This is a genomic window from Zhihengliuella flava (assembly GCF_015751895.1).
GTDB lineage: Bacteria > Actinomycetota > Actinomycetes > Actinomycetales > Micrococcaceae > Zhihengliuella > Zhihengliuella flava.
Genome location: NZ_JADOTZ010000001.1, coordinates 2,854,329 through 2,878,375, shown reverse-complemented (window position 1 = coordinate 2,878,375; position 24,047 = coordinate 2,854,329). Strand labels below are relative to the sequence as shown.

The 24,047-nt window shown below is 63.0% G+C and carries 38 protein-coding genes; 30 read left to right on the top strand and 8 right to left on the bottom strand.

The genetic code is table 11. From position 1 onward, the window contains the following. Positions 1–29: 29 nt before the first annotated feature. The 6 genes from IW252_RS13305 to IW252_RS13280 form a co-directional block, all read right to left on the bottom strand. On the bottom strand, positions 30–1,469 hold the full coding sequence (locus tag IW252_RS13305; RefSeq protein WP_196836999.1) for a glyceraldehyde-3-phosphate dehydrogenase: 1,440 nt from the start codon (positions 1,467–1,469) through the stop codon (positions 30–32). A 260-nt stretch (positions 1,470–1,729) separates the two neighbouring features. Then, positions 1,730–2,824 (bottom strand): tyrosine-type recombinase/integrase, encoded by a 1,095-nt coding sequence (locus IW252_RS13300; protein WP_196836998.1) that lies wholly within the window; start codon positions 2,822–2,824, stop codon positions 1,730–1,732. A 59-nt stretch (positions 2,825–2,883) separates the two neighbouring features. Next, positions 2,884–3,258 carry an ImmA/IrrE family metallo-endopeptidase gene (locus IW252_RS13295; RefSeq protein ID WP_196836997.1) on the bottom strand — a complete coding sequence of 125 codons (375 nt, stop codon included), beginning with the start codon at positions 3,256–3,258 and terminating at the stop codon, positions 2,884–2,886. A 46-nt stretch (positions 3,259–3,304) separates the two neighbouring features. After that, entirely contained in the window at positions 3,305–4,060 is a 756-nt protein-coding gene (locus tag IW252_RS13290) for a hypothetical protein (RefSeq protein WP_196836996.1), read from the bottom strand. Positions 4,061–4,206: 146 nt separating this feature from the next. Then, the gene (locus tag IW252_RS13285; RefSeq protein WP_196836995.1) at positions 4,207–4,782 is read right to left on the bottom strand and encodes a DUF6932 family protein; all 576 of its coding nucleotides are present in this window, start codon (positions 4,780–4,782) and stop codon (positions 4,207–4,209) included. A 16-nt stretch (positions 4,783–4,798) separates the two neighbouring features. Continuing rightward, complete coding sequence (locus IW252_RS13280) at positions 4,799–5,317, bottom strand: hypothetical protein (protein WP_196836994.1); 519 nt, start codon at positions 5,315–5,317, stop codon at positions 4,799–4,801. Between the two features lie 195 nt (positions 5,318–5,512). Here IW252_RS13280 and IW252_RS13275 point away from each other — a divergent pair, with 195 nt between their 5' ends. The 14 genes from IW252_RS13275 (at position 5,513) to IW252_RS13210 (ending at position 12,499) form a co-directional block, all read left to right on the top strand. After that, a complete protein-coding gene (locus tag IW252_RS13275; protein ID WP_196836993.1) occupies positions 5,513–5,887 on the top strand; it encodes a helix-turn-helix domain-containing protein in 375 nt (124 codons plus the stop codon). A gap of 304 nt (positions 5,888–6,191) precedes the next feature. Continuing rightward, positions 6,192–6,383, top strand: a complete 192-nt coding sequence (locus IW252_RS13270; protein ID WP_196836992.1) for a helix-turn-helix domain-containing protein — start codon at positions 6,192–6,194, stop codon at positions 6,381–6,383. Between the two features lie 73 nt (positions 6,384–6,456). Next, the gene (locus IW252_RS13265) at positions 6,457–6,777 is read left to right on the top strand and encodes a hypothetical protein (RefSeq protein WP_196836991.1); all 321 of its coding nucleotides are present in this window, start codon (positions 6,457–6,459) and stop codon (positions 6,775–6,777) included. A 97-nt stretch (positions 6,778–6,874) separates the two neighbouring features. Further along, the gene (locus IW252_RS13260; RefSeq protein WP_196836990.1) at positions 6,875–7,051 is read left to right on the top strand and encodes a hypothetical protein; all 177 of its coding nucleotides are present in this window, start codon (positions 6,875–6,877) and stop codon (positions 7,049–7,051) included. A 12-nt stretch (positions 7,052–7,063) separates the two neighbouring features. After that, positions 7,064–7,912, top strand: coding sequence for a hypothetical protein (locus IW252_RS13255; RefSeq protein ID WP_196836989.1), 849 nt, complete (start codon positions 7,064–7,066; stop codon positions 7,910–7,912). Positions 7,913–7,914: 2 nt separating this feature from the next. Next, on the top strand, positions 7,915–8,895 hold the full coding sequence (locus IW252_RS13250; RefSeq protein WP_196836988.1) for a hypothetical protein: 981 nt from the start codon (positions 7,915–7,917) through the stop codon (positions 8,893–8,895). Beyond that, positions 8,895–9,398: a single-stranded DNA-binding protein gene (locus tag IW252_RS13245; RefSeq protein ID WP_196836987.1), complete on the top strand. Its 504-nt coding sequence runs from the start codon at positions 8,895–8,897 to the stop codon at positions 9,396–9,398. Before IW252_RS13250 ends, IW252_RS13245 begins: the two co-directional genes overlap by 1 nt. A gap of 73 nt (positions 9,399–9,471) precedes the next feature. Beyond that, complete coding sequence (locus IW252_RS13240) at positions 9,472–9,777, top strand: glutaredoxin domain-containing protein (protein ID WP_196837283.1); 306 nt, start codon at positions 9,472–9,474, stop codon at positions 9,775–9,777. Next, the gene (locus IW252_RS13235; protein ID WP_196836986.1) at positions 9,774–10,124 is read left to right on the top strand and encodes a hypothetical protein; all 351 of its coding nucleotides are present in this window, start codon (positions 9,774–9,776) and stop codon (positions 10,122–10,124) included. The genes IW252_RS13240 and IW252_RS13235 overlap by 4 nt, the downstream gene beginning before the upstream one ends. A gap of 97 nt (positions 10,125–10,221) precedes the next feature. Beyond that, on the top strand, positions 10,222–10,563 hold the full coding sequence (locus IW252_RS13230) for a hypothetical protein (RefSeq protein WP_196836985.1): 342 nt from the start codon (positions 10,222–10,224) through the stop codon (positions 10,561–10,563). Beyond that, positions 10,560–10,766 carry a hypothetical protein gene (locus tag IW252_RS13225; RefSeq protein WP_196836984.1) on the top strand — a complete coding sequence of 69 codons (207 nt, stop codon included), beginning with the start codon at positions 10,560–10,562 and terminating at the stop codon, positions 10,764–10,766. Before IW252_RS13230 ends, IW252_RS13225 begins: the two co-directional genes overlap by 4 nt. After that, on the top strand, positions 10,763–11,236 hold the full coding sequence (locus IW252_RS13785) for a DNA cytosine methyltransferase (protein WP_196836983.1): 474 nt from the start codon (positions 10,763–10,765) through the stop codon (positions 11,234–11,236). The genes IW252_RS13225 and IW252_RS13785 overlap by 4 nt, the downstream gene beginning before the upstream one ends. Continuing rightward, on the top strand, positions 11,217–12,287 hold the full coding sequence (locus IW252_RS13215) for a DNA cytosine methyltransferase (protein WP_196836982.1): 1,071 nt from the start codon (positions 11,217–11,219) through the stop codon (positions 12,285–12,287). Before IW252_RS13785 ends, IW252_RS13215 begins: the two co-directional genes overlap by 20 nt. Next, positions 12,287–12,499 (top strand): hypothetical protein, encoded by a 213-nt coding sequence (locus tag IW252_RS13210; RefSeq protein ID WP_196836981.1) that lies wholly within the window; start codon positions 12,287–12,289, stop codon positions 12,497–12,499. Before IW252_RS13215 ends, IW252_RS13210 begins: the two co-directional genes overlap by 1 nt. Positions 12,500–12,708: 209 nt before the next feature. Here IW252_RS13210 and IW252_RS13205 read toward each other — a convergent pair whose 3' ends face one another. Next, the gene (locus IW252_RS13205) at positions 12,709–12,909 is read right to left on the bottom strand and encodes a hypothetical protein (RefSeq protein ID WP_196836980.1); all 201 of its coding nucleotides are present in this window, start codon (positions 12,907–12,909) and stop codon (positions 12,709–12,711) included. A 63-nt stretch (positions 12,910–12,972) separates the two neighbouring features. On the opposite strand from IW252_RS13205, the gene IW252_RS13200 reads away from it, so the two are divergent. The 10 genes from IW252_RS13200 (at position 12,973) to IW252_RS13155 (ending at position 16,823) form a co-directional block, all read left to right on the top strand. Then, the gene (locus tag IW252_RS13200) at positions 12,973–13,437 is read left to right on the top strand and encodes a hypothetical protein (RefSeq protein ID WP_196836979.1); all 465 of its coding nucleotides are present in this window, start codon (positions 12,973–12,975) and stop codon (positions 13,435–13,437) included. Between the two features lie 199 nt (positions 13,438–13,636). Further along, a complete protein-coding gene (locus IW252_RS13195) occupies positions 13,637–14,041 on the top strand; it encodes a hypothetical protein (RefSeq protein WP_196836978.1) in 405 nt (134 codons plus the stop codon). Further along, positions 14,038–14,424: a VRR-NUC domain-containing protein gene (locus IW252_RS13190; RefSeq protein ID WP_231366016.1), complete on the top strand. Its 387-nt coding sequence runs from the start codon at positions 14,038–14,040 to the stop codon at positions 14,422–14,424. Before IW252_RS13195 ends, IW252_RS13190 begins: the two co-directional genes overlap by 4 nt. 95 nt (positions 14,425–14,519) lie before the next feature. Further along, the gene (locus tag IW252_RS13185; RefSeq protein WP_196836977.1) at positions 14,520–14,720 is read left to right on the top strand and encodes a hypothetical protein; all 201 of its coding nucleotides are present in this window, start codon (positions 14,520–14,522) and stop codon (positions 14,718–14,720) included. Then, positions 14,717–14,899, top strand: coding sequence for a hypothetical protein (locus IW252_RS13180; protein ID WP_196836976.1), 183 nt, complete (start codon positions 14,717–14,719; stop codon positions 14,897–14,899). The genes IW252_RS13185 and IW252_RS13180 overlap by 4 nt, the downstream gene beginning before the upstream one ends. Then, positions 14,896–15,132 (top strand): hypothetical protein, encoded by a 237-nt coding sequence (locus IW252_RS13175; protein ID WP_196836975.1) that lies wholly within the window; start codon positions 14,896–14,898, stop codon positions 15,130–15,132. Before IW252_RS13180 ends, IW252_RS13175 begins: the two co-directional genes overlap by 4 nt. Further along, positions 15,129–15,509: a hypothetical protein gene (locus IW252_RS13170; protein ID WP_196836974.1), complete on the top strand. Its 381-nt coding sequence runs from the start codon at positions 15,129–15,131 to the stop codon at positions 15,507–15,509. The genes IW252_RS13175 and IW252_RS13170 overlap by 4 nt, the downstream gene beginning before the upstream one ends. Further along, complete coding sequence (locus IW252_RS13165; protein WP_196836973.1) at positions 15,506–15,697, top strand: hypothetical protein; 192 nt, start codon at positions 15,506–15,508, stop codon at positions 15,695–15,697. Before IW252_RS13170 ends, IW252_RS13165 begins: the two co-directional genes overlap by 4 nt. Positions 15,698–15,848: 151 nt before the next feature. Then, positions 15,849–16,118 carry a hypothetical protein gene (locus tag IW252_RS13160; RefSeq protein ID WP_196836972.1) on the top strand — a complete coding sequence of 90 codons (270 nt, stop codon included), beginning with the start codon at positions 15,849–15,851 and terminating at the stop codon, positions 16,116–16,118. Between the two features lie 441 nt (positions 16,119–16,559). Beyond that, positions 16,560–16,823, top strand: coding sequence for a hypothetical protein (locus IW252_RS13155; RefSeq protein ID WP_196836971.1), 264 nt, complete (start codon positions 16,560–16,562; stop codon positions 16,821–16,823). Positions 16,824–17,046: 223 nt separating this feature from the next. Here the strand turns inward: IW252_RS13155 and IW252_RS13150 are convergent, their stop codons facing one another. Further along, positions 17,047–17,655 carry a hypothetical protein gene (locus IW252_RS13150; protein WP_196836970.1) on the bottom strand — a complete coding sequence of 203 codons (609 nt, stop codon included), beginning with the start codon at positions 17,653–17,655 and terminating at the stop codon, positions 17,047–17,049. Between the two features lie 46 nt (positions 17,656–17,701). Here IW252_RS13150 and IW252_RS13145 point away from each other — a divergent pair, with 46 nt between their 5' ends. The 6 genes from IW252_RS13145 to IW252_RS13120 all read left to right on the top strand — a co-directional run bounded on the left by IW252_RS13145 (position 17,702) and on the right by IW252_RS13120 (position 23,908). Further along, the gene (locus IW252_RS13145; protein WP_196836969.1) at positions 17,702–18,346 is read left to right on the top strand and encodes an HGGxSTG domain-containing protein; all 645 of its coding nucleotides are present in this window, start codon (positions 17,702–17,704) and stop codon (positions 18,344–18,346) included. Beyond that, positions 18,343–19,113, top strand: coding sequence for a hypothetical protein (locus tag IW252_RS13140; protein ID WP_196836968.1), 771 nt, complete (start codon positions 18,343–18,345; stop codon positions 19,111–19,113). The genes IW252_RS13145 and IW252_RS13140 overlap by 4 nt, the downstream gene beginning before the upstream one ends. Before the next feature lie 480 nt (positions 19,114–19,593). Then, complete coding sequence (locus tag IW252_RS13135) at positions 19,594–19,785, top strand: hypothetical protein (RefSeq protein ID WP_196836967.1); 192 nt, start codon at positions 19,594–19,596, stop codon at positions 19,783–19,785. Between the two features lie 11 nt (positions 19,786–19,796). Next, on the top strand, positions 19,797–21,302 hold the full coding sequence (terL, locus tag IW252_RS13130) for a phage terminase large subunit (protein ID WP_331271543.1): 1,506 nt from the start codon (positions 19,797–19,799) through the stop codon (positions 21,300–21,302). 16 nt (positions 21,303–21,318) lie between these two features. Beyond that, complete coding sequence (locus tag IW252_RS13125) at positions 21,319–22,842, top strand: hypothetical protein (protein WP_196836966.1); 1,524 nt, start codon at positions 21,319–21,321, stop codon at positions 22,840–22,842. 19 nt (positions 22,843–22,861) lie between these two features. After that, entirely contained in the window at positions 22,862–23,908 is a 1,047-nt protein-coding gene (locus tag IW252_RS13120) for a phage minor head protein (RefSeq protein ID WP_196836965.1), read from the top strand. The last annotated feature ends 139 nt before the right edge of the window (positions 23,909–24,047 follow it).

Sequence of the window (24,047 nt, the reverse complement as noted above, 5' to 3'; positions counted from 1 at the left end):
ACGACGGCGTCGCACGTTGCGCGGCTCCGCTAGGAGGCCGGGAAGGACTGAGGGTGCGTACCGGCGAGTTCCTCAACCACGCGAATCACCTGGCAGGAGTAACCAAACTCGTTGTCGTACCAGACGTAGACCACCGCGTTACGGCCGCTAGAGATCGTCGCGAGACCATCGACGATGCCTGCCCGCCGGGATCCCACGAAGTCGGTCGAAACCACCTCGGGGGAATCGATGTAGTCAATCTGCTTGTGCAGGTCGCTCGTCAAGGAGACGGTGCGTAGGTAGGTGTTGATCTCTTCCTTGGTGGCCTCGCGCTCCAGATTGAGGTTGAGAATCGCCATGGAGACGTCCGGGGTGGGCACGCGGATGGCATTACCCGTCAGCTTCCCCTCAAATTCCGGAAGGGCCTTGGAGACGGCCTTCGCTGCCCCGGTCTCCGTGATCACCATGTTCAGGGCTGCCGACCGTCCGCGGCGGTCCCCCTTGTGGAAGTTGTCGATGAGATTCTGATCGTTGGTAAACGAGTGCACCGTCTCCACGTGTCCGTGCGAGACGCCGAACTCGTCGTTCATCGCCTTCAGCACGGGCGTGATGGCGTTCGTCGTGCAGGATGCCGCAGACACCACGGCGTCGCTCTCGTCGATGTCCCTGTGATTAATGCCGTGGACAATGTTCTTCACATCGCCCTTGCCCGGCGCGGTCAGGAGAACCCGTGCGACCCCCTTGGACTGCAGGTGTTGCTCCAGCCCGGCGCGATCACGCCACTTGCCCGTGTTGTCCACCACGATGGCGTTGTCGATGCCGTGCGCCGTGTAATCCACCGAGGCGGGATCGGAGGAGTAGATCACCTTGATCAGCGTCCCGTTGGCCTTGATCGTGTTGTTTTCTTGATCCACCGTGATCGAGCCGTCGAAGGGACCGTGGACCGAGTCGCGACGCAGCAGCGACGCACGCTTGATGAGGTCCTCGTCGGAACCCTTGCGGACCACGATGGCCCGCAGCCGCAGGCCGTATCCCCCGCGCTCGACGAGAATTCGAGCCAGAAGGCGGCCGATGCGTCCAAATCCATACAGCACGACGTCGCGCGGCTCGAACCCGGCGGCTCCGGCCGCTCCGACCACGTCGCCGAGCTCGCCCCTCAGGAAGTCCTCAAGCGCAGCGCCGTTGCCGGTCTCTTTGTACTTTCTGGCCAGCTTGGCAATGTCCACAGACGCGGCGCCGAGATCCAAGGCGTCCATGGCCTGCAGGATCGGGTGGGTCTGCTCGAGCGGCAACTCTTGGCCGTCGTTGTGACGAGCGATTCGGTGGGCCTTGAGCAGGTCCACCGCTGACTTGTTGATCAGTTTGCGCCCGTAGATCGACGTCACCACGTTGTTCTTGCGGTACAAGCGACCGATGAGCGGAATCATGGCCTCGGCGAGTTCTTCGCGATCGCTCCATTCAGAGAGCGCCGCTGCAGACTGCTGGGTCACTACGCGTCCTTCCTTCGAACCGGCCGAGATCCATAGGCCGGCTGGCACCGTGTAAGCACCATTGCAGATACGGTTCGCGGGGTCTCAGGATCTGTCCCCGGCAAGGCGTCATTGCCCTACGGTTCCATCATAGGCGTCGCGCGGCGAGGCGTCCGACGTGCACGAGATCGCGCTTCGTGAGACTGATCACACCTACGCGGAGGCTCAGCGCGGGACGAGCCTGCCCGCGGGGGCTGGACGGGATAACCTGTACGCCGGGTTCAGAAGATGCCCGCACCAGCACTGGCATCCACGGCAGGCGTGGCGGTTTCGTGGCGGTTCAGCTTCACCAGACCGTCCGACATAGCGGCTAGTTTCGCATGATCGTCAGGCCAAAGATGAGCATAAGTCTGGAGCGTCTCCGTCGCATCCTTGTGCCCCAACCGGTGCGCTACAGCCACAGGCGACGCCCCACCGGCGATGAGCTGGGAGGCATGGAAGTGACGGAGCTGGTGCCACCCCGAACCGATATCCACCCGCGACGCTTCGTCCTCGGCATTTAGCAGGTCACGTCTTACGCGCGCCCAGACGGTGCGTGCTTTGCCGCGCGTGACCGCGCCGCGCGAGTAGATTACGAGTCCGAAGGGGCCTGGCTCGAGCTGCTGCAGTGTGTCGATGAGCTCGGGCCCGATCTTGACCTTCCGATATGACGATGTCGTCTTGAGTGGACCGAATTCGTAGGTGTGCGCCGTCTCGCTTACCAATTGCCGGTCGACCGTGATCCATCCGCCGGCTAGGTCCACGCGGTCCCATGTGAGGGACCGCCACTCCCCCGGGCGCAGCCCGGTCGATGCTGCGAGCACGACGGCTGCCCGGTAGTAGCCGGACATTGCGTCGGCTACCGCTTGGACTGCGGCCACAGGTAGCGGCCGCACGCGCTCCCCTTCACCGGCTGGCAGCTTGATCTTCACGCAAGGAGAAGACACTAGGAGTCCATCGAGAACAGCCTCGGACAGAATCCCGGACAGGTACGTGTAGGTGAGTTTCACCGTGGAAGGCGCCAGCTTGACGGACCATTGTGCCACCGCGGCCTGCACGTCCTCGCGGCGTATCTGTCGCAGCCCGATGTCCGCGAATGCCGGGATGATGTGTAGACGCAGGCGGGACTCAATCGCGGCCCGAGACGCTTTCCGCTGGTGGACTTGTTTCTCCAGCCAGAGCGTGGCGTAGTCCGCGAAATCTACGTCGCGGCCCACGGCGCCCCCGCGGCCTAGCGCGTGGTCCGCGGCGACCGCCTGTAGGTGCGCTTTGGCCGCATCTTTGGTCTTGAATACTTTCTTGCGCTCGGTGCCGGGTGTGGGCGACCAGACGGCCATCCATCGGGAGCCTTGCCCGTACCGGGCGGATCGGGTGCGGTCTTTGTTGTGCCAGGTGTCTACGACACGCATGGGGCACCTTCCTTTTCTAGGATCCGCTGGAACGCTTTGATGTCTCGCGGGAGGACGCCGAGTTCGTGTGCTGCGGCTTGGACGGTCCCGTGTGCTTTCGCGGCGAGCATGAATTCTTCGCGGGTGATGAGCCATGACGCGGCAAGCTCTTTCGCGGCGGTCTCATTCCGTGGGTGATGGCCGTGATGGTCTAGGACCGCGTGCGCGCATTCGTGAGCGAGGGTGGATCGGCGCTGAACGGGCGCTAGGCCCGGTCTCAGGTAGATTGTCCGGCTGTACCAGTCGTAGGCGCCCCACCAGCCATCTGGCAGATACTCCTCGATGACACGGATACCCAGCCTCCCCAACAACGAATCGAACATGGGTCCGAAACTATGAGTCTGACCTCACAAAATAGGCCTGTGACGACTACAGTGCGCTTGGGGTATCCCCAGCCTCTTCAATGAAAGTCCAAGACGTATCAGAGATACGCCCAAGTCGATCAACCGAGACTCTTTCCTCTACGCGCCAGCTCACCGACTTGCCCAGCGTCAGGCCCATCTCCGACAAACGAGAGGGCTCAAACACAACGTCATACGCGGTAGAGTTCCGAGCGACTCCAGCCTTGACCTTGACATGACCGCTCGACTTCAACTCCGTAACACGCCCACTTACCGTACGCCCGCGCGTTTTTTCCTGCGTGTCAGAGAGTCCACCCAAGTACTTCAACCCGCGTCCCGTCAGTTGGGCACTTCGAACCGCCCCTGAGGATCCAAGCAGCTTGAAACCTGCCGTTAGCTTAAGCTCACTTAGGCTGACGGCAAACCGTTCGAATCCGTCGAGCTTGTCAGCCCACGGCTTCAAATCCCCCTCAGACTCCGCGCCATCGACAACCCGAAGCAGCGCACGAACAGCAGAAGCCAAAGCTGTCTCATGCACGCGGAGACCGGCCACATCGGGAACCTCAACGTCAGCCGCCGAGCGAAGGTGCAGCACAGTACTGCCCCGCGACATGCCCGTAAGCTGCAGTGGCACCGGAGAATCCGAAAGGTCATCAACGGCCGCCTGAATGACCTTGAACAGCTTGCCCCATTCCATGGGAAGCGCTGCCCCTGGGCTTGTCTTGCCCACAAGTCGAACCACGAATTCTTCTGCGAGCGTCGCGCGGTCATCGAAAGCCTGCATTGATTCGAGAGTCTGCCTGCGATAGGCCTCATCCCACGAGTCGTCCTCTGCGGGCGTTGTGTCAGTGTCCTCGTGTACGAGCAAGCCGCGGCCAGAGCGCGATGACAGGAGGTGCTGACGCCATGAGGAACGATTGTTGGCCATCATCACAGTGTCACCTCCAAGTATCCACGCTTTGTTCTGGCAGATTCTAGCGTTGGTTCACGTGTACTGTCTTCACGGCACCTCTGCCACCAATCATCCCACTTACCCCTCTCAATAAGGTAGTGAGTATCGTCTGACGACAGCCCATCGTTGCGGAAAATGCTGATGATAGGCCGGTAATGAACGAAGAGCGGCGACACACTGTAGCGCGCCAGCCAGTCGCGCCTAGATTTCTTCAGGATGCCTGCACCCGGACGGCCTCGCAGCTCTTGCACTGCATCGTCGTTCAAGAACAACGTGAGATCGACGTTGCGGGGATTGATCTTGGTACTTACGAAGCTTCCACCTAGCCAGATCCGATCCAATAGCGGAACAGACAGCTCGCTCTCATACTTGCGTTCCAGTTCGACGAACTCTGCAAGGAAGCCTTCAAGCCCGTCCCAGAGCTTGTCGCGCGTTTCGGAAGCATCGAAGCGTGGTGCGCCAACTAGAAACTGCCGCGCCTCATGGTGGTCACAGCTATAGCGCCCCGGTGGCAGGAATCCTGTGGGCGTGTCGAAGCCGACCGTAATTTCCATCCCCCAATGGTCCTTTCTAGTCTTCTGGCTGCTGCTCAGGGTCGACACCTGGTTCGCCGGTGTCGGCGGCCATGCGACCCCAGTCGGGGCGGAGCTCGGTCACGTTATCGACGGCGTCGTCGCCCTCTGCGGCTTTACTGTCGCCGGCCTTGGAGCGCTCAGCCTCAACCTGCTCCTGCCACCAGAGCATGTTGCCAGCGAGCTCTTCAAGCATGCTGCGGGACTCGTCGGGAAGCTTGCCGGCGCCAGGGATTACGAGGTCGTCACTGCTTCCAGCTAGACCTTTGGGTAGTTGTATGCCGCATGAGATTGCCGACGCGACAACGATGTCCTGAACGCGCACCTTGAGCCCTTTGGCAAGTCCGATCATGGCGTCCGGGCGGGGAAATGACTTGTATTCGTCGGTTGCAAGGCGCACAAGGTTGGGCTTTGCGGGAGTGCCGCCGCAGTCGCGGGAAAGAGATTCGTAGGACCTGTTTCCGCGTCGCTCTTGGATGAGTCGCTGGAGTCCGCCTTGCGGGAGATTTTTAGCCATGGCTCGATCCTTACTGTTGCGGTCAGGTGGCGCATTCGCACAGGTCTTCTACTTGATTACCGCCCATCGGGCCATCTTGACCCCTGTACTGATTACCAAGTTTGCCACCGATCAACCCTCGCCCCGAGAAGCGCACGGAAGTTCATGGTCAGCGAGACTTGCCAAAGTGATTACTTGCGATATACGGTTTAGTCATTGGCAATCACCGCCAACCGATTACAACGAAAGGCAGACCCCATGTCCCCATTTCGCACCAAGACCCGATGGAAGGAGGGCACCTACATGCGACTCACCTCACCTGAGCGGTTCGCAACCTTCGTTTTCACCGGCCAGGACCTCAAGGACATCAAGGCCGGGAAGCCAGTGCCCATCAAGATGACCCAGCGACGACTTGCCAAACGGTCCGGCGTTAGTCAGACGACAATCAGCCGCCTCACCGGCGCCACGAGTCGCCCGCTCCGCAGCGTCAAACCGCAAACCGCAGAAGCAATCGCGGAGGTACTTGGCGTGGACGTGACCGTACTTTTTGACCCCGAAACGGTGAGCGAAACTCACCGATTGACCGCCTAAGAATCACCACAAAATCGTTGGGAGACACGCCGATGAGTACCGCAATGGCTATCGCTGTAGACGCGAAGCATGACTGGACGAGCCGGGCGCTCGAGTACATCAAGCAGGTGCCGGGTGGGAACTGGTTTAGCGCGGACAACTTGCACGCTGACCTTCCGGCGCCGCCGGACCCGCATCATGTGGGCCGGGTGTTCCAGCTCGCTGAGGACCAGAGGCTGATCTCTCGTGGCCCGATGGATCGGGGTCCGCGTGGGAGTGTCCGCCGGGAGTGGCGCCGAAATGAGCCGTTCGGGGTGATGGTCCGATGAACCGGCTCCTGAACGTCAAGCAAGCGGCCGAGCTGATGGGCATGCACCCGGACACGGTGCGGGAAATGCTGCGCCGCGGGGATCTGGCAGGGATCAAGAACCCCGGTCTGCGCGGTTCGTGGCGGATCGAAGAGTCCGCGATCGAGCGGTGGAAGCGCCGCAACACGTACTACGCAAATGCCAGCTAATGAAACGAGGGGCCACGCAGCCGCCAAGCACCGTGACCCCTCTAAGAACCAGAAGTTCTAAGGAGATTCTACCGTGAGCACGACTTTTACCCGACTCGTCACCCGAGTCCTGGACGAGCAGTACACGAAGCACGGCACCGATGAGCGTCAGCGTGACTGGAACGATGCCCGCCGGAAGGCCTGCTACCTGACCCGCACGGACATCAACCGCGCTCTCTGGGGCGTCGTTGTGGATGCGTTCGTTGACTGGCAAGAGCTGGTGGATGACGTGGTGGTTCGCCCGGCTGACCGTCCTGATGATCCCCAGTACGCGCAGCGCGTCGAGTATGCCGAGGACATGTTCAACGCTTCGTTGCGGCTTATCGCGCCGTTCACTGCGAGGGCCGCGGCATGAATCCGATCCTCGACCCGGCGTTCAACGGGGTCGATCTGCTGGCCCTGATCGCCGCGGGCGCAGCCCTCGCCACGCTCTACGTCAAGAGGTGGATCTGATGCCGACCTCGATGCGCACTGACGAGGTGTACCCGTTCGACAACGACGGCCTGGGCTGGTGCCCGGAATGCGACGCCGAATGGTCGGACGCCGACCGGCACCACCCGGATTTCGAGCCCTCAGACATTGACCTCGCCGGCACCTATATGGCCCCGGCATGGACCGACGCAGCCTGAAAGGCAACGACGATGACAAAGAAGAAGCCACAGGCCGTGGTTCCGGCGGCGCTGACTTTCAGTGAGGCCAGCCACCGGTACCGGATGGACGGCAAGCCGGTCCGCGGCGTCACCACCCTGATCGGTGAGGGCGTTCCCAAAGGGCAGCTGATTCCCTGGGCGGGGAAGATGGCCGGACAGTGGGTTGCCGAGCACCGCGACGTGCTCCCGACGATGACGGACGAGGAACTCATCGGCGTCTGCACCAAGGCATGGCGGGACGTCCGCGACAGTGCCGGCGTCACCGGTACCCGGGTCCACGACATGGCCGAGCAGCTCGCCACGACCGGCGAGGTTGAGGCGGACGAGGACATCACCGGGTACATCGAGGGTTACGCCCAGTTCCTTGATGACTGGAATATCACCCCGGTGCTGATGGAGCGTCCAGTCGGGAACCGTGAGCACTGGTACGCCGGGAAGTTCGACTTGTTCGCCACTAGCCCGTTCCTAGCTGGGGGCAAGCTCGTGCAGATCGACCTCAAGACGTCGAAAGGCGTGTACGGGGAGACCGCACTCCAGACCGCGGCATACGCCCGCGCCGAGTTCTACATCGACGAGTCCGGCGAGCCTCACCCTCTCCCGCAAGTCCACGCCACCTACGTCGCCCACGTGACACCGATGGACCGCGACGGCGAGCACGCCCGCTACGAGGGCCGCCCCCTGGGCACCAGCCTCTACCAGCTCGCCGAGAGCCCCGAACAGATTGACGAGCACTTCCAGTGGTTCCTAGCAGCCGCCTACACGGCCAAGACCAAGAAAGACCGGGACGTGCTCGCACGAGAACCACTCACCCACCCCAACCAGATTGAAAAGGCAGCCTGACCATGACTGAAATCGCAAACCGCCAGCAAGCGGACCTTACCCCCACGAACACCCCCGACACGGTGGCCACGTCCGCGACCGTGGACCTGCAGAAGTGGGCCCTCGAACTCGACGCAGCCCACAAGTTCGGGCGCGCACTCGCCACCTCGAACTTCGTCCCCCAGGGCCTTCGCATGAAGAGCAAGGGCGTCTACAAAACGCCGGAGGAACTCGCGAACGACGTCACCGCGATCATCCTTGCCGGCAAGTCTGTCGGCTATGACCCGATGCAGTCCGTGCAGCAGCTCTTCATCGTGCACGGCATGCCGTCGATGTATGCCCGGTCGATGGTCGCCCTCGTTCTCTCGCACGGGCATGAGTTGCGCCGCGGCGAGGCCTCGGAGCGGTCGGTGACGTGGAATGCCCGCCGCAAGGGCGAGACGGACTGGCAAGCGTTCACGTGGACGCTCGAACGCGCCGAACGGGCCGGCTACACCTCGAACCCGAAGTACAAGACCAACCCCACAGAAATGCTCTCCGCCAAAGCATCCACCGAGGCGTGCCGTGTGGTGTTCCCCGACGTGCTGCAGGGCATCGCCTACAGCGTCGAGGAAACCGAACTCGAAGACCTCGGCGAGGCCCCAGAGCCCGCACCCCAGGAACCGGCAAAGCCGAAGCGCAAGGTCACCCGTCGGAAACAGCAGAGCACCCCGGCGCCGAGCCTGCCTGACGCGGCCAAGGACACCAGCGCCGACGACGAACCCACCGAAGACGTAGACACCGAAACCGGCGAAGTCACCGAATCCGATGACGGGACCGACCCAGCTACGCCCGCTCAGATCGATGCCGTGGTTTCCGCACTCGACGCCGCCGGGCACACCACCAAGGCCGCGAAGCAGACCGCCATTGCTGACGCACTCGGCGAGCAGAAATCCGCCACCCAACTCACAAGCTTCGAGGCAGACATGCTGGCCCGCCACTTCACCGAAGAGGCGGCAGCCTGATGGCCGGCGAAACCCAGATCACGGTCATTGGAAACCTGACCGACGCGCCGGAACTGCGCTACACCCCCTCGGGCGCCGCGGTCGCCAACTTCACCATCGCATCCACCCCGCGGACCTTCGACCGGCAGACGAACGAGTGGAAGGACGGCGAGACCCTGTTCCTCCGCTCGAGCATCTGGCGCGACGCCGCCGAGAACGTCGCGAACTCGCTGGTTAAGGGCATGCGCGTCATCGCCCAGGGATACCTCAAGCAGCGTTCATTCGACGACAAGGACGGCACACGCCGCACCGTCGTAGAGCTCGACGTGGCTGAGATTGGGCCGTCCCTCCGGAACGCCACCGCCAAGGTCACCCGCACCAACGCGGGCAGCCAATCCGCCCCGGCACAAGCACAGTCCCCGGGTGCTGCCGGCGCATGGACCCCGGACAGCCCGTGGTCACAGCCCAACCAGGCACAAGGGTCCAGCAACGCGTGGTCATCCGATAGCGAAGCCCCGTTCTAGTCCGATGACCGCCGCGCAGGGGGCGGGGGCCATGCTCCCGCCCCACCTCCTCAACCATGGGCGACTGTCCGCGATGGCCGCCCACAAGACCTACCCACACCATCTGGAGAGAACCTTGACCACCATCACCGTTTACACGAAGCCAGATTGCCCTCAGTGCACGATGACGAAGAGCTGGCTCGACAAGAACAACGTCACCTACAAGACCGTGGACTTGTCCGAGGATCCACAAGCCCTGGCCGCTGTCAAGGGCCTCGGCTACATGGGCGCCCCCGTCGTCATCGTGAGCCGGGGAGACACCCGCGACGAGTCCCACTGGTACGGATTCCGAGTCGATCTACTCAAGGAATTCTGCGTCTCGGAGGGGGCAGCGGCATGAGCTGGCGATTCAACTATCCCGAACATCCCGGACTCGAACGCTGGCTCAATTACGGCGAACGCGGTGTCTCCTCCAACGCCATCGTGCAGTACCTCGTCCATGGGAAGGTCCCGGCCGGATTCAACGATCCAGCCGACCCGTCGGACTTCCGCCGGTGCGAATTGCTTCTCACGGCCGTGCCTTCGCTACGGCAGCAGTTCCACCGCATGGCTGAGGTTTCCCCGCGCTGGGCCGCTCTCGTCGAGCGATGGGGCGAGATTGCCGCACTCGTCGAAGAGGAGTACCCGACTGGACGGGGTCCCCGGGCCTACGCGCTGATGCGAGACCTCGAGGATGTGTCGGCATGATCCGCCGCTCTGATGAGTGCCGCCGCGGGTGCTGCCGCAACGCCCTGGGCGTTTGCTACTACCGGCACCAGTGCGCCTGCCACCGAAAGGACCGCTGATGGCTGGCTACACGCATGGCGCAACGCGCAGGTCGGGCGACGTGCACACGGTCATTCGGACGCTCCACCAGCGCGAAAAGCAGCTCCTCGGGGAGATTCAACGTCTGGAGGACGAAGCGGCCGAACTTCGCCGTCAGTTTGTCGCACAGCGTCGGGAAACCGCTGCTGCCCGGTGGCAGGCCCGACGCCTCGAGCACGAAATCCGCTCGAGGGACTGGACGCAGGCCGACTGGGACGCGCTCCTGGCCGACATCAGGGCACGGTGGCCTGAGCCAGACGAGGTAAGGCGCCAGCGGCTGCAACTCGTCACCGAGGAATGTACGGGCAGGAAGGCCGCATGAAGCACACCGAAGCGATCGCGCATCTGGCCCTCGCGGCCCACGGGTTGCGCACGGAAGCCGCCGTCTCGACTCGGGCAGCCGAGCGCGAACCCCACCACCGGATGCAACACCTTCAAGCCGCGGACGAATACCGGGCCCGCGCCGCACAGATCGACGCCGCCATCCGGCTACTCACCACCAACGAACTCAAGGATGCTGCATGAGACACGCTGAATTGTGCGCCGGGTACGGCGGCCTGGGTCTCGCCGTGGAACGAGCTTTCGGATCCAAGCTCGCATGGTACTCCGAATTCGAGGATGCCCCGTCACAGGTCATGGCCGAGCACTGGCCGGACGTCCCGAACCACGGGGACATGACCAAAATCGACTGGACCACCGTAGAACCGGTGGACATCGTCAGTGGCGGTACACCCTGCCAGGACCTCAGCCATGCTGGCCGACGCGCCGGAATGAGCGAGGGCACCCGCTCGAATCTATGGGTGCAAATGCGAGAAGCCATCGCCACCGTCAAACCCACCTACGTGGTCTGGGAAAACGTCAGGGGAGCCTACAGTGCCAAAGCCACATCAGCTAGCGATTTGGAACCACGAGAGGGATCTCTGGGAAACGGGGGGGGCAGGATCTCTTCGGGCACTCGGACGTGTACTCGGAGACTTGGCCGACCTCGGGTATGACTGTCAGTGGCGTGGCCTACGAGCTGCCGACGTGGGAGCACCGCACGGCAGGTTCCGCGTCTTCGTCCTCGGAGTCCGAAGGGGAGCTGTTCTTGACCCCGGTGGCAGCCGAGGGCACGAAGCCATCGAACACAATGGGCGTAGCTCGAAGGCAAGGGACCGGGCAGGCGTTCCTGACGAATCAGATCGTGAGTCTGTGCGGGCTGGATCCGAGCGAGAAGCTCCTCAAGACGCCAACGTCTCAGCTCGCGGTGAACGGGGGCAGTCAGCACCCGGACAAGCGCCGGGAGGGCGGGCACGGGCCGACGCTGGCCGACGAGGTGGAGCATCTGCTCCCGACACCCTGTGCGCAGCCGTCGGGCAACGCCCCGGAGAATCACCTGTGGAAGAAGCCGGGCCGCACGCAGGTCACGGATCTGGCGATCATGGCGGAGAACGGACTGATCGAGACCGGCGGGAAACTCCTGCCGACGCCCACCGTGGGGATGACGCAGGGCGGAAACAGGACCCGGAGCGGGGACAGGTCGGACGAGCTCCTGCTGAACGGGGCAGCCGAAGCGATCGCGGAAGGGAAGCTCTTTCCGACGCCGCGGGCGACGGACGGGACGAAGGGCGGACCGAACCAGAGGGGCAGCTCGGGGGAGCTCATGCTGCCGAGCGCAGTACAACTACTTCCGACACCAGTGTGCACGGACGCGAACGGGGCCAGGAACGCCACAGCGGACCGGACGCCCGGGAAGAAATTCAACACCGGGACGACGCTGACGGACGCACTCGTCCCGCCATCGAATGGGGGCCATACGGCCCAGCTATTCGTCGATGGGAAGCCGTGCGAGGAACCGCCCCAGCCCCTACAGAACTGACCGCGAAGGGCAAGCACCGGCTATCGGCCCGCTTCGTCGAGTGGATGATGGGCCTCGAACCCGGATGGGTGACCGATGTGGACATCAGCCGCAACGAGCAATTGAAAGCCCTTGGCAATGGCGTCGTGCCACAGCAGGCAAGCGCGGCACTGACGGACATGATCGCAGCACACAGGAGGGCAACCTGATGCCACACAACCTCACGATCCGCACCGACGATGAGGACCTAGTCACGGAGACCAGGCACGAGGACCACCACCTCGCTGCTGAGGAAGCTATGCAGCAGCGCATTCGCCGGCTGCGAGACGCCAAGACCGGGTACAAGCGGCACGGCAACCAGATCGTGTACACAGACAGCGCCGGCGTACACGTCACCCTCACCTACGAGGACGCCTCATGAAGCAGGTTCACAAGCAGCGCCCGAACTACCCGCACCTCCTCCACTGCCCGTGTGGAAAGGTTTACGCCCCCACCAAGGCGGAAGCACGCCGCTTGCGGCAGGAAATGGTGATTATCACCGGCCACGCGGACCCATGCCGGTACTACCAGTGCGGGCACGGGACCTGGCACTGGACAAGCCAAACCGAACGGAGGACCGCCTAGTACCTTTCAGGACTCGTCGTCGGGAAACGCGAAAACGAAGAACCCCTCAATGGTGTCGTACCTGCTGCGCTCCAGCAGCAGCTCCTCTTCGTCGGACACGCCGCTCTTCTCCACGAGAGCAAGCCACTGCTTCAAATCTCCAACAGTCGGCCGCTCCCCCGACGTCCCATCAGTCAGCTGAAACTCAAGCCGCATCGAAATAGGCATGAAACCACTCTCCCCAAAAACGAGCCAACAGAGGCCACCATCCTGCCACACCAAGGAGGACATATGACGGACAAAGACGGGAGGCCATACATCAAAATCTCCCTCGACTACCTCGACAACCCCAAGATCGATGCACTCTCCGACACCGCCATTCTCCTGCACCTATCCCTACTCCTCAGAGCAGGCCAACAAAAGCGAGACGGCATCGTCTCCACTCGGGCCTGCAAGACACGCGGTGACAAGCCCTTCAAGGAGCTCGTCACCCAAGGGCTACTCCACAAGATCGACAACATGACCTACCAGCTCCACGACTACGTGAAACACCAAACCGAAGCCCAGGTCATCAAGAACAAGCACGAAGTCCGGCAAAGCGCCGGAGCGCGCGGAGGTCACGTCAAGAACCACATCAACCGGCTCATCTACGACGAGGCCTGCCAGCACTGCAACAACGATTTCGAGACTAAAGCCGACTGGCTCCAACACCCCGACCTTACCGCCAAAACCCCCAAACATGAGTGGCAAAAGTAGCAAACCGAGTAGCAAACACCACTAGCTAAAGCCACTTTTTGGGTGCCAAACGAGTGCCTAGAAGTTAAGAACTTAAGAACTACTACCTCCCAGCGTCACTCACCCAACCCTCTAATCACCAGATTCTGAAAACTTCCAGCCAAATCGTCACCCACGTAACACGCAAGAAAACGACGCCTGGCTGGAAGAAAGGAACACCATGGAAATCACCAAAACCGACGCCACACTTCTCGCCCAACTCATCAACCGCATCCGCCCCGACTGGGACACCCGAGCACTCACCACCCTCATCGGCAAAAACCGCACCAACATCCCCAACCTCGCAGCGCTCACCATCGCAGCCACCACAAAAGCCCAAGACCCCACCTGCAAAACCCCCGCACCAATCTTCATCCCCGGCCCCCACTGGCCCACCGAAACCCACCGGCACCTCCCTCCCCCACCACCCTGCCAAGACCACCCCGAAGAGCCCGCCCACAACTGCCGCTGCTGCTGGTCCGAAATCAAAACCGGACAACGCGCCCAAACCGACCTCGGCAAAACCCCCGCCGTAGGCGCAACCACCACACAACCCCCAGAAGCCCCACAGGAGGCCGCAAAATGAGCCAGACCCGCAACACCCCAGCCAAGGGGCCAAGCGCAGCGACAAGCCGCATTCTGGGGCAGTCGGCGGCACACCTACCAGCGATGACCGAACGCAACCTGCAGTCCGCAGTGATCAAACTGGCGAAGTTCCACGGCTACGAGGTCACCTACCACACGCACGACAGCCGGCGTTCGCAGCCGGGGTTCCCTGACCTGGTCCTCGCATCCACGCGGCGGGGTCGGCTGCTGTTCCGGGAGCTCAAGACCGACAAGGGGCGGATGACAGCCGACCAACGGCAGGTGCTTGACGTGTTGGCGGCGGTCGGGGCGGATGCGGGTGTGTGGCGTCCGGCGGATCTTGTTTCGGGTCGGATTCAGGCTGAGTTGTCTGGTGATTTTTGATGCTTGCGTTGGTGATTACTAATGACTAGAGTGGTGATTGTCAGTAGGCTTCGCGGCCATCGTTGGTCGCCTTTAGCCCATGGGAGGGCAAGACGTTGAGCAAGGGATTCACCGAAGAGATTTGGGTGCGCGAGCCGAGCTATGGGCAGCTGAGCCCGACGTTCCGCCGCATCCAGGTCGCGGATGAAATGCAGGTCACGCTTACGGTCGCGGAGGTACACGGCCTGTTGCGTCTCGCCGGATACCAGTTGGCCGTAGACGCTGCGGGCCAGCACGAGCTTGAGGAGCAGATGTGAGTATCACCATCTGCGAGGACTGCGGCCGCACACACCCGACCGATTGGGTGCGCGCCCAGAACCTCTTCAGCCCACAGCCGGTCTATTACCGGGCAACGTACCCCGATGCACCCAAGCGAGCCACGCGCCGGCAAGCAATGCAGGACGCGTGCCAGTACCACAAGGAGCAAACGTCATGACCGAGCCATCACTACCTGGCAATCCGTACGCGCAAGGCCCGGACAACTACCGGAGCACGCTGCATGACGAGGGGAAATCCCACCTCGCCTACGAAATCGGCGCCATCCTCGCCCTCGCCTACGAACAACGCACCGCGAACCTTATCGCGCTGGCCGCCCTAGACGCTTCCATCGGCATGGACCCTAGCTCGATGGCCCGTGAGGCCTACGAGCGGATGGGTGGGCAGGCATGATTACCGCACACGACTACCTGACCGAGGTCGAGGCGCGCGCCGACGCCGCAACCAATGGGCCATGGCAGGCGATCACGACAGGCCCACGCAAGGGCGACCACTGGCATGTTACGGACAGCGGGCAGTCCATCGCGCTTATTCACGCCAGCGACGGCGAAGACGAGGACACCCGGCAATGTGACGCCGACTTCATCGCCGCCGCCCGCTCTGACCTGCCGCGCATGACCGCCGCACTCCGGGCCGTGCTCGACCTGCTAGAGCCGGTAAAAATCACCGGCGAAATGCAGAGCTACGAGATTCACCAGGCGGAGGGCTACAACGAAGCCCTCCGAGACCTCGCAGACACAATCACCGAAAAGCTGGGGGTGGGGGAATGAGCGGCATTCCTGACATCAACGTGGACTGGGAGCCGTCCGCTTGGTGCCCCATCTGCGAGGACGGCGGTGACATGGCAGTCATCGACACCGAGGCCCTCGAGTGTACTGACTGCGGCACCACATGGAGCATTGACGGCCGGCACGGCGAATCGAGCCTCGACAGGCCGGAACTGGACACCCCACGATGATCCGCTTCATCCGCAAGCACCTGCCGCCCATCCGCCTGACCTGCCCCCAGTGCGGAGTAGTCAGCAAGTTTGAGCGCGGCACACCACCGTCCGTGATGTACCCGAACCAAATCCACCGGCCCACCTGCGGCTGGTACCTAGAGGAGACACGATGACCGAGAACACGAAGCACGCGAACACCGACTCGATCACGATCGACGCGACCTTGACGTCAGAGGCAGGTGTCCAGGTCCCGCTTGCCGTGGAGATCCGGTGGCCCGAGGACCACGGGGTCTACGCGTTGCGCTTCCTGAACGCCCTTCCGGAATACCTCGAAAGCACCGCGCAGGCGCTCTTTCAACAGCTCGTCCAGAGCGGGGACGCGTCCGTGGTCGCCGCCGCCGCGCGCATGAGCTCCGAGGCGGGCGACGATGCCGACTAACCATGTGACCGCCGAGCTTGTGGACGCGGTTGCCCGTCACCCGTATGACAGTGGGAAGGCGGGTGTGCCGTGGGAGGTTGTTCCGGACGCGATGAAATACGGGTTGCGGGAGATCGCTCTAGCGTTCCTGAACGACGCTGTCCCGGTGTTGCTCGCGGCCGGGTGGTCTCCCCCGCGTGAGATCCGTAGCGCGGCTAATGACCTAGTCGGGTTGCAGGCCAAGGTGTACGACGGGGAACGGGGGCGGCAAATCAATAGCGACGCGGTCCGTCGTATCGCGAGTCAGCGCCCGCCGGCGCGTTCGTCTAGAAAGGACCGCTGGGCCAAACAATGCGTGATTAGCCGCCATGACCGGTGTAGCGGTTTCTTCTACCACGTCAGCGCGACCCGCAACAAGCCGTGTGCCTGTCCGTGCCATACCGACCCCGTGGCGGCTCAACAATGACGGCGCTCGATGTTGTCCTGTGGACGGTCAATTTCGTGGCGTACACGTTCGCCGGCCGGTACTTGTACGAGGTCCTCGAGCGTCGCGACAAGGCCCGCCGTGCGTGGGTCATTCAATGCCCTGGCTGCACGTTCAAGGCCACGCTTGAGGACCCGTCGCCGGCCGGTGTCAATGTGGCGCGGGGTTTCGTCGCCGCGCACCAATCCTCGTCCGGGCACACGGGCGAGCAAATCGAACACCTGCCGAAGGAGGCGGCATGAGTACTGGCGTGACTACACCACCAGCCCGCCGGTACCGGGTTCGGCAGATTGTCATCAGCAAGCGCCGCGAGTGGCGCGTCTACGACCCCGCCGGAACCCTCATCGAAATACCCGACACATGGGCCGGCGCTGTAGCCATGGCCCACAACGAAGCCCGAAACGACCAAGCCCGCCGCTGGCACGGAAAGACAGCAACATGACGGGCCCAAGGGCAGGTGTGAGGCTACGCCCCGAGACCCGTAAGCTTCATGGCGGCCGTAACTCCCGCCCAGATGATGCTTCCGATAACCGAAGCGAGGGCGCCAAACATCAGCGCACCCAGACCGTAGACAGTTGCTCTACCGCCGGCACTATCTGCCGTCAAACCAGCAAGGTCACGGACACGCTTCGGCCACCCGATCAGGCGCGCGATCTTCCACGCAAACGTTCCCTCGACCTTTTTGCGATCTTCGATCAAGACAGTCAAGCGGCCCTCAGCGGATCGGCAAGCCATCAAAATATCTTCCGGCCCCAGTGCAGGTCTCGGCTGCATACAAGTAAGCCACGCGGAGACGGGGCTCAAATTCTGAACTTGCCCGTGGACCTCGGTGAGAACATAGCTTTGCGTGGCGGCTATCGCTGGCTCAGCAAGTCCAGCCAAGCGGCCAAGGTCGATTTTTATTTCTTTTACGTCGTCTTCGTGACCATCACGCGCCCACATGTAGCCGTAGCCACCTGTGTACATCCCCGTACCCACTTCGCAAAGCTCATGAAGTTGCTCGAATCGCTTCCTGAATGCAGCCAAGCGATCCAGCATCAGTTCGAGCTCGCCTTTAGTCAGCGTGGTGTCCATGTCCCCAACTATCGTCGTCAAACTGCCAACCTCGGAAGGATAACCCGTGGCTGACCCGAAGTACGCCCCAGGCCAAACCCGTGACGGGAAAGCAATCTGCGGGGCGAGGAAGCGCAACGATGACCCGTGCGGTGCCCCGCCGATCAAGGGCGGAACCCGGTGCGGCAAGCACGGGGGCCGGTCACCCCAAGTCATGCGGAAAGCAGAGAAGAATTTGGCGGAACAGGACCTCGCGAAACAAGTGCGCACCCTCGGCATCCAAGACAAGTACCCCGACGTAGACCCCGGACAAGCCTTGCTGCGGGAAATCCAGATCACCCACGCCCACGTTGAATGGTTGCGCGGCAAAGTCGAAGAACTCACGCCCCGCGAACTCGTCTGGGGCGAGACCCAGCACAAGGCCGGCATCGGCAAAGAGGGCCCCATCGACGAGATGACCTCCGAAGCGAAACCGTCCGTCTGGTACGAGCTCTACGAACGCGAACGCGAACGCCTGGTCAAGTTCTCCGCCATCGCCCTTAAAGCCGGAATCGAAGAACGACGCGTCCGGCTCGCTGAACAGCAGGGCGAACTTGTCGCCGGAGTCCTCAAGCGCATCCTCGACGGCCTCAACCTCACCCCCGAACAGTGGGAACTCACCCAAACGATTGTCCCCACCGAACTCCGCGCCCTCGAAGGGAACATGCCATGACCCAGTGCACGAACACCGAGTGCGGGGCCGAAGCCAGCCAGTACTTGTGCCAGCCCTGCACGGGCCGGTTGCGTGGCCACCTGTTCCGTGTCCCGTCGACCATCGCAACGGCAGACGCAACCCGCCTAGGTATGGCCGTAGGCGTGTCCAGTGAAGGTGGCGGTGGTGGGAAGGCCGGCTCATGCTCACCCGGGAGCGACGTCATCCGGGAACACCTCGAAACGTACCGGGTCACACTCGTCGGGTGGGCGCGTGCACTCGCCGAAACGTCCCACGAAACCGCGCCTGTAGACACGATCCCCGCCGCGGAATGGCTCACCCGACGACTGGTCACCATCATCCAGCATGACTGGGCGGGCGACCTGCTCTACGAGCTCAGGGCAGCCGAGCGTGACATCCTCCGCGCCTCCGACCGCCCCACCGAACGCGTCACCCTCGGCGAATGCGGTCGGCCCATCTACTCCGACGGCCGCATCCAGCCGTGCCCTGGCACCGTAAAGCACTACGAGGGCGCAACCTACGCCCGGTGCGACATGTGCTCCCAGGCCTACGACGCAGTAGAGCGGCGCACCCAACGGATCGTGGACGCCCACCACGTCATCGCCCCGCTCCCCCAAGTCGTTAGGGCCCTCCAACTAGCCGGGTACAAGGTCAAATACAACACCGCCCACAAGTGGGTGCAACGCGGCAAGCTCACGCCCCGCCGCGACCCCAACACCAACGTGGAGGGAGTCTCCCCCGCCGACCTCATCAAACTCATGAAGTAAATGGTGATCGCAACTCACCGTCATGGTTATCAAAACTTGACACCGCAGGTGCCTGTCCATACGATGAAATCAAGATCGAACACGTGTCGGTCAGAAGCCCCCACCATCCCCAACTGGTGGGGGCTTCGTGCGTGCCCGGCACCCTACTGACAATGGAGCGGCGAGCGACCCCGCCACCCAAGGGATACCGCCAAGACCCGCCGCCGGGCACGCACCCCCTAATTTTCTTGCGTCAAAGGCACCGCACCCGCACTGTCCCGGCAGGAGCAGGACCACTGCGGCCTAAGGACGGCCACGACGGGCATAGAAGACTAGAGCCGCACCTGCGCAAGAACACAATGGAGTCCCTTGGTAGGACAAGTGAACCCCTGACGAGGGGCAAACGGCCGGTTCGATCCCGGCCACTCCAACGATGCGCGCCCCCAGCCAACCAATGGACGCGAGTGGGCAGAGCGCGCACACACCACCACAGGAGGGGCCATGACAAAGATCGTCCCCACAGGCACCAAATGCGACGCCAACTGCACCGCCTGGGCCCACACCCGCATCACGATCCTCACCGTCATGCTCCCCGTCTACCTCTGCCGGCACCACGAACACGAATTCACCAAAGCCATGCAGAAGAAACCCGCACTCGCATACGAGGCCGAATACAACCCAGTAACCGTCTGAGGTGATCCACCGTGACTCTCAGCATGTGGGAGATCGCGGCACAAAAGTTCGAGCCACCAAAGCCGAAGTGGTCGACACCCGGCGGACTGGCGCAAGCGACGAACCCGAAAACAGTCCAAACCCCGGCCCTCGACCTCATAGACGCCGCGCTCATCAAAGCGTTCAACACCCCAGACTCAAGGCTCATCATCACGATGCCCCCACAGGAGGGAAAATCGGTCCGGGTAGCCAACGACTTCCCGATCTGGGCACTCACACAAAACCCAGACCTCCGCATCGTCACCGCGTCCTACGCACAGAACCTCGCGAACCGGAACGGCCGCCAAATCCGCAACCGCATCCAATCCAACACGGACATCGGCTTGCGGATCGCCCCAGACAACGGCAGCGTGCACGAATGGACACTCGACGGCCACGACGGCGGCGTCCTCTCCGTCGGCATCGGCGCCGGCGTCACCGGCCGCCCCGCCGACATGATGATCATCGACGACCCGATCAAGGACCGCAAGGAAGCAGATTCCGAGGTCTACCGGGACAACGTGTGGGACTGGTGGACAGACGCCGCGTCAGCTCGCCTCGCACCCGGCGCCCCAGTGATCGTCATCCTCACCCGGTGGCACCAAGACGACCTCGCCGGACGGCTCATCGAACAGGACAAAGCCGCGGGGTGGGTCGTCCTCAACATCCCCGCCCAAGCCGACCACCGTCCCGAGAAGGATGAGACGGACCCACTAGGCCGGGCACCGGGCGAGTTCATGGAGTCCGCCCGGAAGCGCACGCAACGCCAATGGGAGAACCGTAAAGCCACCGCAGGGCCCCGCACCTGGGCGTCTCTCTATCAGGGCCGCCCGTCACCCGACGAGGGTGGCATCTTCCCGCCCGAAGAAGACTGGGCGCGCTACGATCAACCGCTCTGGATCGAACACCCGGACGGGCACCGCACCGTACCCGGCATCGGCCGGGACGACCACGAGCTGGTGCAGTCGTGGGACTTCACGTTCAAAGACAAGCAGTCGTCCGACTACGTCGTCGGTCAGGTGTGGCTCCGGATCGGCACGAAAGCGTACCTACTCGATCAGGTTCGCGAGCGAATGAACTTCAACGCCTCATTGTCGGCCATGCGGGCAATGTCAGCGAAGTGGCCGCAAGCGGTCGCGAAGTTCGTGGAAGACAAGGCCAACGGCCCTGCAGTGATCAACGCTCTGCAGGGGCAGCTCGTCGGGCTGATCCCCATCGAACCCGAAGGCTCGAAGACTGCGCGTGCGTCGGCTGTGTCCCCGCTCGTGTACTCACAGAACGTTGTACTCCCAACCGCTGACCTTCTCCCGAACGTGGGCGAACTGATCGAGGAAGCGAAAAACTTCCCGAACGGCTCCCACGACGACACGATTGACGGCCTGTCACAGGCTGTGAACCGGCTCCTCCTCATGCCACTACTCAACGGTGGTGACCAGGTGGTGGAGTCGGATGTCTACGAAGAATTCGATTCCCGTGGCTGGAGCATCAGCCCGTACTAGGCAGGAGGTGCCACCCATGGGCTGGATCCAGGATTTGTTCGGCCTCGAGTCTCCTGCAGTGACGGAGAGTGCCTCCACTACGAGCGAGGTCGAGTCACTTTCGTGGGAGGTTGAGCGCCTCAGCGAGCGGCTCGCGTCGCTGCAGGCCGAGGACGTGGGATGGCAGCGGATCGCGGAAAACTATGCGGCATTGGCGTCTCGGGAAACACTCGGTTCGAACGCGGAGCTGTGCCGCATCATGTCGGTAGTTAACCCCCTGATGAAGCGGGCGAAGCTGATCCGGCAAGGGTACATCTTTGGCCAAGGCGTGGAAGTGTCCGTCCGTGAGATTGACGGTGTCGACCTCGCCGAGATCGTGTCGGGGTTCATGGACGACGAGTCCAACCGGGACGCCGTGTTCGGGCCGCAGGCCCGGAACCGGATCGAGGGGAACCTCTTCGACGACGGCAACGTCTTCGTCGCCCACTACACGAATCCACTCACGGGCAGGGTGCAGGTGCGTCCGATCCCGTTCCCTGAGGTGCGGGAGATTGTGACGGATCCGGGCGACCGGTATACGCCGCGCTTTTATAAGCGCACGTGGACGGCGGACGGTACAGAGCGCACGGCCTACTACCCGGCGCTGTCGTACCAGCCTCAGTCGCGGGTCCGCCGCATCGACGGGCACGAAGTCCGCTGGGACGCACCGGTCTACCACCTTGCCGTGAACCCAGTCGGCGAAGGTGCCTCGTGGGGCATCGGTGACGGGTTCGCGGCTATCCCGTGGGCCCGTGCTTACAAGGAGTTCCTTGAGGACTGGGCCCTGTTGATGAAGGCCCTCGCCCGCATCGCGTGGATCCTGAAAGACAAGAACGGGAAAGCCCAGCACATGCGCGCCGTCGCTAAGGATGCGGCTGATGGACAGGCAGGCGGGTTCGGGTACACCGGTTCAGGCGAGCTCGAAGCCCCATCGAAGTCCGGCGCCACTCTGGACGCCGAGTCGGGTCGACCACTGGCCGCACTGGTCGCGTCCGCGGTAGGTGTCACGGTCACGATCCTGACCGCCGACCCCGGCACCACAGGTGCCCGCGCCGTCGCCGAGACCCTGGATCAGCCGATGCGCCTCGAAATGCAGGCCCGGCAAGCCGTACACGCCGAGTTCTATAAGGCCAGCGTGGGGTATGCACTCGAGCAGGCGGCCATCGCACCTCGCGGGCCATTGCGCGGGCGGATGATCCGTGACGGCGACCGCCTGTCGGTCGAGTTCGCCGGCGGGGAGCGTCCGACCGTGGACGCATCGTTCCCGGACCTTGAGCAGGTCGACGTGGCCACTCTCATGGGCGCCGTATCCACGGCTGACGAGCTGGACTTGCTGCCACCGCTGACGAAGCTGCGCCTAGTCGCTGACGCACTGAAGCTGAAGGATGTCGCCGACCTGATCGACGAAGTCACTGACAATGACGGCAATTTCATTCCACCATCCACACAGGTGGGAGCGGCTGCCGGCAACGCAGCAGCGAACCTGCTGCGGCAGGGCGGCGACCCAGCCGAGGTGCTCTAAACGAACGGAGGTGGCGGGAGTGGCGATTACACCGGATACTCTCGCCGCCGTCCGTGATGCCCGTGACCGTGTCTCACGCATGACAGACCAGCAGGTCGCCGCGCTCACAAGAGCATGGGTAGATGCGTGGGACGAGCTGGAACCGGAATTCTCCGAGACACTGGTGGACATCCTCACCGGCAAGGAACGGGTCACCGCTACCACGCTGGCGAAGAACCGGCGCCTATCGGCGGCGCTCCGGCAAGCTAGGGGCACCCTCGACGCTCTCACCGACAACGCAGACGCGCTCATCGTGAACGACGTCGAAACCGCGGTGCTTGATGCTGTGGATGGGCACATGAATGCTGTCCAGTCACAGCTCCCACCCGGTCAGGTTGCGGTGCAGGTCGGTTTCGACCGGCTCTCCCCCGAAGCCATCGCAGCAATTGTGGAACGGACGACACAGCAAATCCATTCGTCCACGATGCCGCTGGCTCCCGACGTAGAGGTGGCGATGAAGCGCGAACTAATCCGCGGCATCACCGTCGGCGACAACCCGAGGACCACGGCACGGCGGATCATCCGCCGGACCGAGGGCGCTTTCAACGGTGGCTTGGTCCGGGCAACAAGGATTGCCCGCACGGAAATGCTAGACGCGCACCGGAACGGCGATCAGGCAGCCGCACAGCACAACAAGGACCTACTCGAAGGCTGGTATTGGTCCGCGACACTTGACACCCGGACGTGTCCGTCCTGTCTCGCGAATCACAGGACATTCCACCCCGTGGACGAGTTCGGGCCGATCGATCACCCGAACGGTCGGTGCGCACGCATCGACAAAACGAAGTCATGGCGCGACCTCGGATTCAACATCGACGAGCCGGAGGATGACCTGCCGGACGCCCACGCGTGGTTCGACAACCTCGACGACAGCTCCCAGCTAAGGGTGATGGGCCCGACACGGCTCGACCTCCTCAACAGCGGGAAAGTCACGTGGGCCGACCTTACGACCCGGCACAGCGCGGACGGGTGGCGCGACAGCATGACAGCCACCAGCGTGGCCGACCTCATCAAAAAGCCCGGCTAAGTCCCATCAGACAGCGACGGCTCGTACTGGATCGTCCCGCACCACTTACAGATCACGGACATGCTGCCACCCGTGGAACGCAGGTACACGCCGTGGACCTTCCATGAATGGCCCGGGCACTCCCCCTGCTTGCGCGGGT

Excerpts from the sequence above, each read along its gene's own strand:
- IW252_RS13300 (WP_196836998.1), bottom strand. The coding sequence starts at position 2,824 with ATGGCCGTCTGGTCGCCCACACCCGGCACCGAGCGCAAGAAAGTATTC.
- IW252_RS13295 (WP_196836997.1), bottom strand. The coding sequence starts at position 3,258 with ATGTTCGATTCGTTGTTGGGGAGGCTGGGTATCCGTGTCATCGAGGAG.
- IW252_RS13290 (WP_196836996.1), bottom strand. The coding sequence starts at position 4,060 with ATGCAGGCTTTCGATGACCGCGCGACGCTCGCAGAAGAATTCGTGGTT.
- IW252_RS13285 (WP_196836995.1), bottom strand. The coding sequence starts at position 4,782 with ATGGAAATTACGGTCGGCTTCGACACGCCCACAGGATTCCTGCCACCG.
- IW252_RS13280 (WP_196836994.1), bottom strand. The coding sequence starts at position 5,317 with ATGGCTAAAAATCTCCCGCAAGGCGGACTCCAGCGACTCATCCAAGAG.
- IW252_RS13270 (WP_196836992.1), top strand. The coding sequence starts at position 6,192 with ATGAACCGGCTCCTGAACGTCAAGCAAGCGGCCGAGCTGATGGGCATG.
- IW252_RS13260 (WP_196836990.1), top strand. The coding sequence starts at position 6,875 with ATGCCGACCTCGATGCGCACTGACGAGGTGTACCCGTTCGACAACGAC.
- IW252_RS13255 (WP_196836989.1), top strand. The coding sequence starts at position 7,064 with ATGACAAAGAAGAAGCCACAGGCCGTGGTTCCGGCGGCGCTGACTTTC.
- IW252_RS13250 (WP_196836988.1), top strand. The coding sequence starts at position 7,915 with ATGACTGAAATCGCAAACCGCCAGCAAGCGGACCTTACCCCCACGAAC.
- IW252_RS13245 (WP_196836987.1), top strand. The coding sequence starts at position 8,895 with ATGGCCGGCGAAACCCAGATCACGGTCATTGGAAACCTGACCGACGCG.
- IW252_RS13240 (WP_196837283.1), top strand. The coding sequence starts at position 9,472 with ATGGCCGCCCACAAGACCTACCCACACCATCTGGAGAGAACCTTGACC.
- IW252_RS13235 (WP_196836986.1), top strand. The coding sequence starts at position 9,774 with ATGAGCTGGCGATTCAACTATCCCGAACATCCCGGACTCGAACGCTGG.
- IW252_RS13230 (WP_196836985.1), top strand. The coding sequence starts at position 10,222 with ATGGCTGGCTACACGCATGGCGCAACGCGCAGGTCGGGCGACGTGCAC.
- IW252_RS13225 (WP_196836984.1), top strand. The coding sequence starts at position 10,560 with ATGAAGCACACCGAAGCGATCGCGCATCTGGCCCTCGCGGCCCACGGG.
- IW252_RS13785 (WP_196836983.1), top strand. The coding sequence starts at position 10,763 with ATGAGACACGCTGAATTGTGCGCCGGGTACGGCGGCCTGGGTCTCGCC.
- IW252_RS13210 (WP_196836981.1), top strand. The coding sequence starts at position 12,287 with ATGCCACACAACCTCACGATCCGCACCGACGATGAGGACCTAGTCACG.
- IW252_RS13205 (WP_196836980.1), bottom strand. The coding sequence starts at position 12,909 with ATGCCTATTTCGATGCGGCTTGAGTTTCAGCTGACTGATGGGACGTCG.
- IW252_RS13200 (WP_196836979.1), top strand. The coding sequence starts at position 12,973 with ATGACGGACAAAGACGGGAGGCCATACATCAAAATCTCCCTCGACTAC.
- IW252_RS13195 (WP_196836978.1), top strand. The coding sequence starts at position 13,637 with ATGGAAATCACCAAAACCGACGCCACACTTCTCGCCCAACTCATCAAC.
- IW252_RS13190 (WP_231366016.1), top strand. The coding sequence starts at position 14,038 with ATGAGCCAGACCCGCAACACCCCAGCCAAGGGGCCAAGCGCAGCGACA.
- IW252_RS13175 (WP_196836975.1), top strand. The coding sequence starts at position 14,896 with ATGACCGAGCCATCACTACCTGGCAATCCGTACGCGCAAGGCCCGGAC.
- IW252_RS13170 (WP_196836974.1), top strand. The coding sequence starts at position 15,129 with ATGATTACCGCACACGACTACCTGACCGAGGTCGAGGCGCGCGCCGAC.
- IW252_RS13165 (WP_196836973.1), top strand. The coding sequence starts at position 15,506 with ATGAGCGGCATTCCTGACATCAACGTGGACTGGGAGCCGTCCGCTTGG.
- IW252_RS13160 (WP_196836972.1), top strand. The coding sequence starts at position 15,849 with ATGACCGAGAACACGAAGCACGCGAACACCGACTCGATCACGATCGAC.
- IW252_RS13155 (WP_196836971.1), top strand. The coding sequence starts at position 16,560 with ATGACGGCGCTCGATGTTGTCCTGTGGACGGTCAATTTCGTGGCGTAC.
- IW252_RS13150 (WP_196836970.1), bottom strand. The coding sequence starts at position 17,655 with ATGGACACCACGCTGACTAAAGGCGAGCTCGAACTGATGCTGGATCGC.
- IW252_RS13140 (WP_196836968.1), top strand. The coding sequence starts at position 18,343 with ATGACCCAGTGCACGAACACCGAGTGCGGGGCCGAAGCCAGCCAGTAC.
- IW252_RS13135 (WP_196836967.1), top strand. The coding sequence starts at position 19,594 with ATGACAAAGATCGTCCCCACAGGCACCAAATGCGACGCCAACTGCACC.
- IW252_RS13125 (WP_196836966.1), top strand. The coding sequence starts at position 21,319 with ATGGGCTGGATCCAGGATTTGTTCGGCCTCGAGTCTCCTGCAGTGACG.